4 protein-coding genes are annotated in these 9,183 nt (G+C 55.5%); all 4 read left to right on the top strand.

Going from position 1 to position 9,183, the window contains the following annotated elements:
- A partial coding sequence (locus tag AAC029_RS15090) for a DUF1775 domain-containing protein (protein WP_339749417.1) occupies positions 1-248 on the top strand: 248 nt, incomplete at its 5' end.
- Between the two features lie 288 nt (positions 249-536).
- The gene (locus AAC029_RS15085) at positions 537-2,156 is read left to right on the top strand and encodes an N-6 DNA methylase (protein WP_158535350.1); all 1,620 of its coding nucleotides are present in this window, start codon (positions 537-539) and stop codon (positions 2,154-2,156) included.
- Positions 2,156-4,924 carry a hypothetical protein gene (locus AAC029_RS15080; protein ID WP_035551712.1) on the top strand — a complete coding sequence of 923 codons (2,769 nt, stop codon included), beginning with the start codon at positions 2,156-2,158 and terminating at the stop codon, positions 4,922-4,924. The genes AAC029_RS15085 and AAC029_RS15080 overlap by 1 nt, the downstream gene beginning before the upstream one ends.
- On the top strand, positions 4,921-9,180 hold the full coding sequence (locus AAC029_RS15075; protein ID WP_035551715.1) for a helicase-related protein: 4,260 nt from the start codon (positions 4,921-4,923) through the stop codon (positions 9,178-9,180). The genes AAC029_RS15080 and AAC029_RS15075 overlap by 4 nt, the downstream gene beginning before the upstream one ends.
- Positions 9,181-9,183: the final 3 nt, after the last annotated feature.

The raw sequence follows: 9,183 nt of genomic DNA, 5'->3' as shown, positions 1-9,183 counted from the left end.
TACATGGGTTTGAAGTGACAGACGTCGTTGGTTCCGTGACCTGGTCGGGCGGAACATTCCCAGATTATGCGTATGAACAGTTTGAGATCCGAATGATGCTGCCCGACACACCAGGCGAGCGTCTCGATTTCCCAGTTCATCAAGGCTGCGAAACCGGCGAATTAAACTGGGACGATATCGCCGGTCATGACGAAGATCCTTGGGCGCTGAAAGAGCCAGCGCCGTTTATCTTCCTCGAGCCGAACTGAGCGCCCGGCCAGCGCTTTCATCGGCGCTCGTCTTTAAGCTCAGAAATACACGCGGCAAGTAAACCGATAATACTGTCGGGTTTTGAACGGCAGCGCGAAGATAATTTTTCAGTCTAACCGCAAATAAGTTCGCGCTTAGATTGTGCGTTGGCTTGTCAGGCTTTATGCAAAATGGATGCGACTCATGCAAAGAAACATCGGGGCGTTGATCATGCAGTAGGGGGACGAACCGGCGGCGGCGTAATAGAGACGGGCCGGGTCTTCACGAAGACACAAGGGAGGGCATCATTGAAACTGACTGAAGCACTGTTTCTCGCCGAGTCCCTGACGTCTGGCGCTGAGACGATCCGGTCGGACAAGCCGGGACGCCTCAATCTGACCGATAGAAATCTGGCATGGGCGACATATTGCGAACAGCTGCTGGCATCAGAACAGGCGAAAAATGACACGATACGGCGCTATTGCGAGCCATTGAGCACTCTGGAGCGGATTTATTCTGCTTCGCTTGTTTACGCATTGGCTCAGCCACCCGCGCGCCGGAAACGGCTCGCAATGTTTTTCACGCCGCCGCGGCTTAGCGAGTATGTTTTAGACCGCGTTGAAAAGTTTGGTGTCGATTTCCAAAGTGACCGGTTTATTGATCCAGCGGCAGGCGGAGCATCTTTTATTGGGCCGATCGCACACCGTAAGCTGACTAAGGGCGCCGCCCCGGACAGCATTCTTGATACTGTTTTTGGTGTTGAGATCGATCCTGGATTGGCGGACTTCGCCCGTGCGGCGGCGCGCAGTGTTGTCGGCATTGATGCCACACCGATGGTTGAAACTGGAGACGGCTTGAAGCTTGGCGCAGAAGCAAGCTTTGACTGTGTTATCGGCAATCCACCTTACCGCGTCTTGTCACCACACCAAAGACGACGGATGCCCGCCTGGGCAAAGTCGACGCTCGCGAACTACGCAAATCTCTATGCCTTGTTCATTTTGCGGAGTTTGCAATTGCTCCGGGACGGCGGAACAATGGCCTTATTGATCCCGACGAGCTTTATCACGGGCATGTATTTCTCGTCTCTTCGGGCGCACATTTCTTCACATGCCGAAGTTCTTGCAATTGATACGATCGCGCAACGCAAAGAATTTTTTCGCGACGTTTCTCAAGATGTTTGTTTGCTTGTTTGCCGCAAGACCAGCGCGCCTCAAAGCCATTGCGCGTCCGCGCGAGCGGTTGGGCGCGATCTCAACTGGGTTGCTTCTGAGGACTATGAAATTTCGCCTGGCGCGCCCGACCCCTGGCTGCCGCGTCCGACCGTAGCCGGTATTGCGCGACACGTCACACTGGAATCGTATGGCTATGCCGTGACATGCGGTTCTATCGTGCACAATCGAGATACTGGATTGAGCGAGGGGATCCGACGCAAACGAAAACATGCCGTTCCGCTCGTATGGGGACACGTTATCAAACCCGGTGCTACAGTTGCGCCAGCTTCGCGCCGTTCGCCGCCCGGAGAAGGAAAAATCACATTCGTTTCCACGAAACGCGCAACCCCGCCAATCGTCAAACCCTCAATCGTGCTCCAAAGAACAACGAGCGGAGATCAGGCTCGGCGTATCCGCGCTGGAATCGTCGATCGGTCATGGATCGATACCTATGGCGGTTTTTATGGTGAGAACCACGTTGTTGTCGTTTCCCCCCTTGAGGGGCAAGATCAAGCTGTCGATTTGCAATCGCTTTTGAGAGTGCTTTCGTCAGGTGCTGTGGACAAGAGGTTGCGGTCTCTGCTATCGTCTAACAGCGTCAACGTGACGGCGTTGCGCACGTTGGCGCTGCCCGATCTGGCTCGCCTTTCAACGACCATCTTTAAGACGCCCGACCTTGCAAGGTTTGAGGCCGCCCTCGAGAAGGCGTATAAGTAATGGCACGGCGAAGAAGGCATTCAAAGCCAGCCCCCGGTGACCATTCTGACGCCGATCGGAAAAAGGCTCAGCTCGAAGCCCTGCAAAAGCGGCTTAATGCCAATGCTCGCCGGGTGTCCAAAGATCCGGTTGAAGATCGTCCGCCCCAAGCCTTCTTTCGGGCTGACGGATTGAGATTTGTCCGCCCGGCGAGTTTGCAGTCTGCAACGCTTGAACCTGATATCTCAGAAGCGGTGGAGCAGTTTCGCAGTGCGGTTCGAGATCGCCAGTCGACTGTCATATTCAATTGGCCGAACCGGTTGCCAGGTGTGGCAGCCCTTCATGGGCTGTCGGTATTGTGCGAATTGGCTGAGGGTCCAGACAGGTTTGCAGGTCTGACAACCTTGTTCTATCCCGCCAGTGCACGGACAGGCGGTAATCAAAAGAGTCTGCTTGTTGATCGGGAATGGCTGCTTGAAACCAATCGGCCTTGGCTGGATGCAACCTTTAAATCGCTCCGGCAGACCGAAAAAGATGACGACTATATAAGGGCGCGCTACCACGCCATTCTCTCATTGATGAGTGAATTACGGCCGAATGCTTTAGAGCAGTTCAAGCGAGGTCAGGCGGTTGTTGAACGCACACGCGACCGCGGCCATCCAACACTCCACGAAATCATTGCAAGACGCTCAATCAAGCCCAATGGTCAGCTGGTCGGGCCGGAGCAGACATTTCTTGACAGATGCCGCAGGCTGTCGCGCCTCCTGATGGGCAAAGGAGGAGCGGAAGACTGGCAACGGATTGAGGCCGTTGATCAAGCTTTGACACCATGGCTGATCTCGACTTTGCACGGCGCGAGCGCCCCGGGGAGTTGGATCGCTTATAGCGCGCCATCCAAGCGCAAGCCGGACGTTCTTTTGATTGATTTACAGTATCCAGCCCGAGCGAGACTCGGAGAAACCTGGCGAGCAAATGTGGTCAATGCAGTTGCTAGATTGCGCCATGGCGACACAGATCTGCCCGTGATTGCCGTCACCGATGATCCATTCGTCGCGCAGTTTGCGCGCTACGAGCTTTCGCCCCAAGCCAAAAAGGGTCGTCGTACAAAACCTTTACCCGTTCGGTTCAATCACCAGACCGCCTTGGGACTAATCGAGGATGGGCCGGTCAATAATGATGCACTCGCGACAGTTGAGGCACCTGAGCTGGTTGTCGACGTGTTCGCGAGTGATCTGGCGAAATTTGCCGCTGACGCGCTCAAACTGAGAACCGACACAATTAAGATCGCAGATGGGAAGGTCGCACGAGCGATCAGCGTTTGTTTGTCTAAACTGCGCGCGATGGCGAACGCGCCGTATTCACAGTCCGAACTTGGCGCATTATTCACCGCGACCGGGGACACAGGCGCTGAGCGCCGAATTCTTGAAGCATACAATATCACTGGCGCTTTGGCTGATCTAAGATCGGCTGCGCCGCAGGCGGATCGATACGAAGCGGCGGTTGAAGCGCTTGCGGAGCGGGCTGGTGAACTTGCTCGTGGCTTGTCTCGAAGCGCGCGCGAAACCATCGGCAAAGACTTAATGAACCGGCTCCGTGCGCTTCCCAAACGCGCGACACGGACCTTGGTGATTGCCCAAAGCAGAGCTGCGGCCCGCGCATTGGAGACCTGGATCGAAAACGACCCTTCGCTGGAACCCGTTCTGGAGAAGTTGGGTCAGAAGTTCGACATTAGCGCACCGCAAAGAGCTGCCGCGGAAATAGCTGTCGCGGCGGCCTCGACGCGGCCATTTGGGCATCTCCTCCTTCTCTCGCCGCCCCCGCAGGTTTGCCTTGCTGTATTTGCCGGCGACCAGTGCCCGAAAAAAGTGGAACTTCTCTGTGATGCATCCAGCGGGAAGTTTCTGGCCGACTATGGCGCTGCGGTTCTCAAGCTTGCGCCAAAGACCGCGCCGCCTCATGCTCGCATATCCCATATGATCACGCGGGTTCGTTCCGCGCTTGACCGGAATGTCGCGTCACTTCCGCAATTTGATCTTGGCGACTCCGTTCGTGCGGCAGGTGTCGTAACCGACCTCACCGGACGCTCTTATTCTGGTGGTTCAGAGGTTCTGCGACTGATGAGCGTCGAGGGCGAAGACATTCGGGTGACACCAGAAACTCAGCTTGTTGCGCGCAAAAGAGCGTCGCTCGATACGTTCGAGTTTCTGCTTGGAAAATCTGTTACGGCTGGCCGGGAAGTCCTGGTCCCGCGCCCAGCTTTTATCGATGCGATTGCGTCAGCTAAATCGTTTCGGGCCGCTGCTGTACCGCTTTTGTCTGACTATCATGAACTTGTGCGCCAGCGCGCCGCGCAGCTACCCGGCGCAAGCTTGCGGCAAAAGGCAGAGCGCCTACACCCCGAATTTGGGCAAACGGCCAGCGATCAACCGACCGTCTCCAGCGTCGAGCGGTGGATCGATATTGACCGGCAGGGTGATATCCCTGTTGAGCTACGGATCCCGCAAGCGCCGCGAACATACACCCATTTTGCGGCCCTTATGAACGTGCTCAAGGTCGATAAAGCGCTTGGGGATGTTTATTGGCATTACGGCATTCTAGCGACCCGAAGCACGCGCATCCGCTCAGGGTTCCAGATGCGGCGGCTCTATACTGCTGCACTTGTCGATCCAGATGCATTGCGCCGGGACAATCCAGCAGCTGGCGAGCTGATCGAGTTCATACATGATCTGTCGTCTGAATATTTTACAGAAATCGCCGAGGTCGCGTTGGCCCAGGAGGATGTACAATGAAGCCGGTTGTCTTGAATGATGCCGCCCATGGGGATCTCGAAACGCTGAAAGAAGCTGTATGCGATAGTTTGATCAATCTGACTTTTGAACGGGTCAGTGGTTTTGGACCGACCGGTGCCATGGTTTTTGGCCGCAAACCAAGTCGACATTTTGTGTCTGGCTTTTTGGCGCCAGGTTTCGACCCGACCGGTCAGGATGATGAGACCAGTGATATCCGGATCAACACGCATGGACTCGACTTTACGGTATCGCGCTCAGAGGCAGACGAGATTGAAGTGTCCGCCTCGATTGCGGTTTATGTGCGGGCGCTACCTGAGTGGGATGAGATCCAGACTCCAGGCTATGGTCTGGTGCCTGTTTTTCAGCCCACACCTGAAATTCAACGTGAGCTGCGGGCCGCCGTGCGTGAACACATGGCAAAACGTGACAGCAATGGGCGCAGCCGCGGATCCTACGAAGACTACCTCGCGGACAAACAGGCCGCATATGCTGCTGCTTGTTCTCGGCTTGGCCTTCCGGCACCGAGCGCAAATCTCGAGGAACTTGCGCCTGAACGGGCCACAGAAGATGTTGAACAAGACGATATCAACGCAGACCCTGAGGATGAGGAGGACAGCAACAGCAGCAGCGATCAGTCCGACCGCATTTATGCGCGCGCTGTGCCAAACTTGTCCGACGCGCTCGCCGAGCGCCAACGCCCGCCGGAAGTCTGGATACGCGTGCCTGTTTCACTCGGGCCCTGGGCCATCAATTTGTCAGACGATCTCTCATTGCAAAGTGATGTTATCTCCAATGAGATTGAACAGCGAATAAAGACAAGCGTTCAGGCGTGGCTGGACACAGACGAAGGACGAAAGCGCGCTTATCGTGATGTGCGGATCGCACCTTCAAATTGCGTCGATCGTGAAAGCTGGGAAGCGTTCCTCGAAACTGCGAGACACCAAAGCGTGGATGCGCGTCAGCTCTTGCCGGATCCGTTTGACTTGCGCCTCCTGGTCAGCGCCAGTTTTGACCGTCGGCACGATAATCAAAGCCTCGTTCGAGTTTCTTTGGAGCATTGCGGCAAACGCGCGGCTGGCAGTCAGCAGGCGCTGATCGAACCCGCCTGTTTCCAAATTGAGTTAAAAGTCGCTTTGGCGTCGCAGGCCTTGATCATGATGCCGCTTGACCGGGTGAAGCCGAGTTACCGCTATCAGCGATATATGAGCCAGCCAGCGATCGGTGTGAATTGCGGCGTCTCTGCTGCGAGCCAGGGTGATAAATTATTTTTGCGCACAAGCTGGGCGCCGCGCTATGTGCTGCCTCGGCAAGTTCCGCGCTCAAATTCTGCCATTCCACGCGACTATGCCACACTTTCAGACCCTGGTTTCGATCCTGCGCAACTCGCCGGCTTGACTGAGGAATATGGCACTTGGATTGAATATGTTTCGGCAAATACCGATCCGACCGAAGGCGTGACATCGGCAAGCGATCAAGCAAACGAGTTGCGCAATTTTGAACGCGACATAGAGGCCTATCGCTCCGAGCAAAAAGATATCCAGCGAGGAATTGATATCCTGGTTGAGGCTCGGCAAGCGTTTTTGGATGATCGCGAATGCGAGAAGGCTGTGCCTTACAAGGCCTGGTTGATGACGAATGAGAGTTTTCGTGAGGCCGGCAAGGATGAAGAGGGCAACGTCAAATTTGAGAGCTGGCGGCTCTTCCAAATGGCCTTCATCCTGACCCAGCTACCTGCTTTTGCCTCAAGACTAAATTCATATGCTGACTGGTTTGACCCTGATCGTGACGAGGATACCGCATCATTGCTTTATTTCGCGACGGGTGGCGGCAAATCAGAGGCATTCTTTGGGGCTCTAACCTTCCTCTTGTTCATGGACAGGTTGCGCGGAAAGACGTTCGGCGTGAGCGCTCTGGTGCGTTATCCGCTTCGTCTGCTCACGGTACAACAAGCCCGGCGTCTCTTCAGACTGCTTGTTCATGCAGAATTGGTGAGGCGATCTCACAATGTGCCAGGTGCGCCTTTTCAATTGGGTTTTTGGGTTGGAAAAAGTAATACGCCGAATGGGTTGATGGATGAGAGATTGACGGCTGTTCCCTTTGATAATGCGTCGCCGCTAATTGCCGGAAGCGCTGAAGAGGCTGACTATAAATCTGTTCGCCGAGCGCTGAATAAGGTGCCCACTTGCCCGTTCTGCAGCGAACCGACGGAGCTGCGCCGAGTTCGCTCGGAGGGCGGAGATCAGCGCTATCGACTTGCGCTCTTGTGTTTGAACAAAACCTGTCAGTGGAATACTCAAACCGCCGACCAGGGCTTTGAACCGCTGCCCTTTCTTCTCGTGGATGAGGACATCTATGCCCGTGCGCCGGCTGTTGTCCTTGGGACGATCGATAAGCTCGCTTTGATTGGACAATATCACAGCACAATTTCGAGCGTGTTCGGAATGTTTGGCCTCGGGCGATGGGCGATAAACGGACAGGACAGGATATCAGCGCCGCGAGACATCAAGAGCCACAATCCTCCAACAGGCCGCCGCAGCCTTCAGCCATTGTATGAGGATGGCGACCAACTCTTCTTCGACCCTTTGCCTGCGCTGATTATTCAGGACGAGGCGCATCTTCTCGAAGAAAGTCTCGGAGCTTTTGCGGGGCTGTTCGAAACCACATTGGAACAAGTCTTCAAACACAATAGCGATCTGCTCGGGAATATGGTGGTACGGCGATCCAGCGCAGATGGAGCGCGCGGCCTGCCTCGGATGCCCAAAGTGATTGCCGCAACCGCGACAGTGTCGGACCCGGCCCGGCAAACCAAGATGCTCTATCAACGCGCGTGCCGCCAGTTTCCGTATCCAGGACCTGATCTTTATGCGTCCTTCTATTCACAGCCCAAAGCGCCAAAAGCGACAGATCGCCGTGCGCAGCTGGAGACGACGAAAGATATTGAGACGTTTGCGCCCTGGTCGCGGGTATACGTCTCATTCATGACCAATGGCGGGACCCACACGATTACCAGTGTGAATATCCTCGCAGCATTGCACGCGACGCTCACCGGGCTGCTCACAGACCTTTGGAACGAAGGTGATACGAGCACACAGGTTGCCGCTGTCGACCTCTTGATTAGGGGGCTGACGCAGGCCGACCCGGTTTCGTCGCAGCGGCGCCAGCTTTTAACGGAACAGCGAAACCAGGCGCGATTTGATCTAATCGCGAGCCTTGTTGATCTGCATCGGGTCGCACTGACTTATGTCACCAATAAAAAGGGCGGAGATGTCGTCCTTGACGCGCTCCAGGCCGTCTCACGCGAGACCCATCAGTATGATGCTTTGCCAGCCGATGAGCTGAAGCTCGACTTGATCTCTGGCGGTGTCGATATGGAAGGGATAGAGCGCGTCATGCGCGCGGCCGAGCGCAGCCGCACCGCGAGTGGAGACTTTGTTCCGCTGGGAGAGAGCCTGCGAAACATTGTTGCGACGTCTGCAATTTCTCACGGCGTCGATGTTGACCGGTTCAATGCGATGATTTTTGCCGGCATTCCAAGCAATATCGCAGAATACATTCAGGCATCCTCTCGGGTCGGGCGTACCCATGTTGGATTCAGCCTTCTTGTGCCGACCCCACAATCACGCCGCGACCGATATGTGGTCGAAACCCATACAGCCTTTCATCGTTTCCTGGAGCGGATGATTTCGCCGCCTGCGATAGATCGGTGGGCAGCGCATGCCGTCAAACGCGTTATGCCAAGCCTGTTCCAGGCTTGGCTCATGGGCGTTATTGAGCCGCGGCTTTTTGCGAACGCGCCGGACAAGACAAAGGCACCGCAATTCTGGCGCCTGGATCACATTCACGCCTATTTGGATCCTGTAGAACGTCGCAAGAAACTGCTTCCGAATTTCGTCGACTTCGTACTTGGCGCTATTGGCGTGGAAGGGCGGGGGCCGGCTCATATCGGACTACCAGCCAATACGGCTTACTACCGAACGCTGGTCACAAGGGAGGCGCACGCCATGTACGATATGTTTACAGGTGATGCAGCCGAACTCGGCGGAAAGCTCCATGAATTCTGGAACAGTACGACAGAAGTACGTCGCCCAATGATGTCCCTGCGTGATGTGGAAGATGCTGGGCTCATCACGCCTGCAGCGTCTCGTCCAGCGATGCGCAACGACCCCGATTATCAGCAAGACATCGAAGAGGCGATGAAGTTTCTGCGTCGGCAACGCGGTGACGGATCAGAATTAGACGACGAGTTTGGAGGCTAGATA

The sequence above is a fragment of the uncultured Maricaulis sp. genome (assembly GCF_963975345.1).
Classification (GTDB): Bacteria; Pseudomonadota; Alphaproteobacteria; order Caulobacterales; family Maricaulaceae; genus Maricaulis.
The sequence above is the reverse complement of the archived record's forward strand: the minus strand, read 5'-3'. Positions and strand labels throughout refer to the sequence as shown.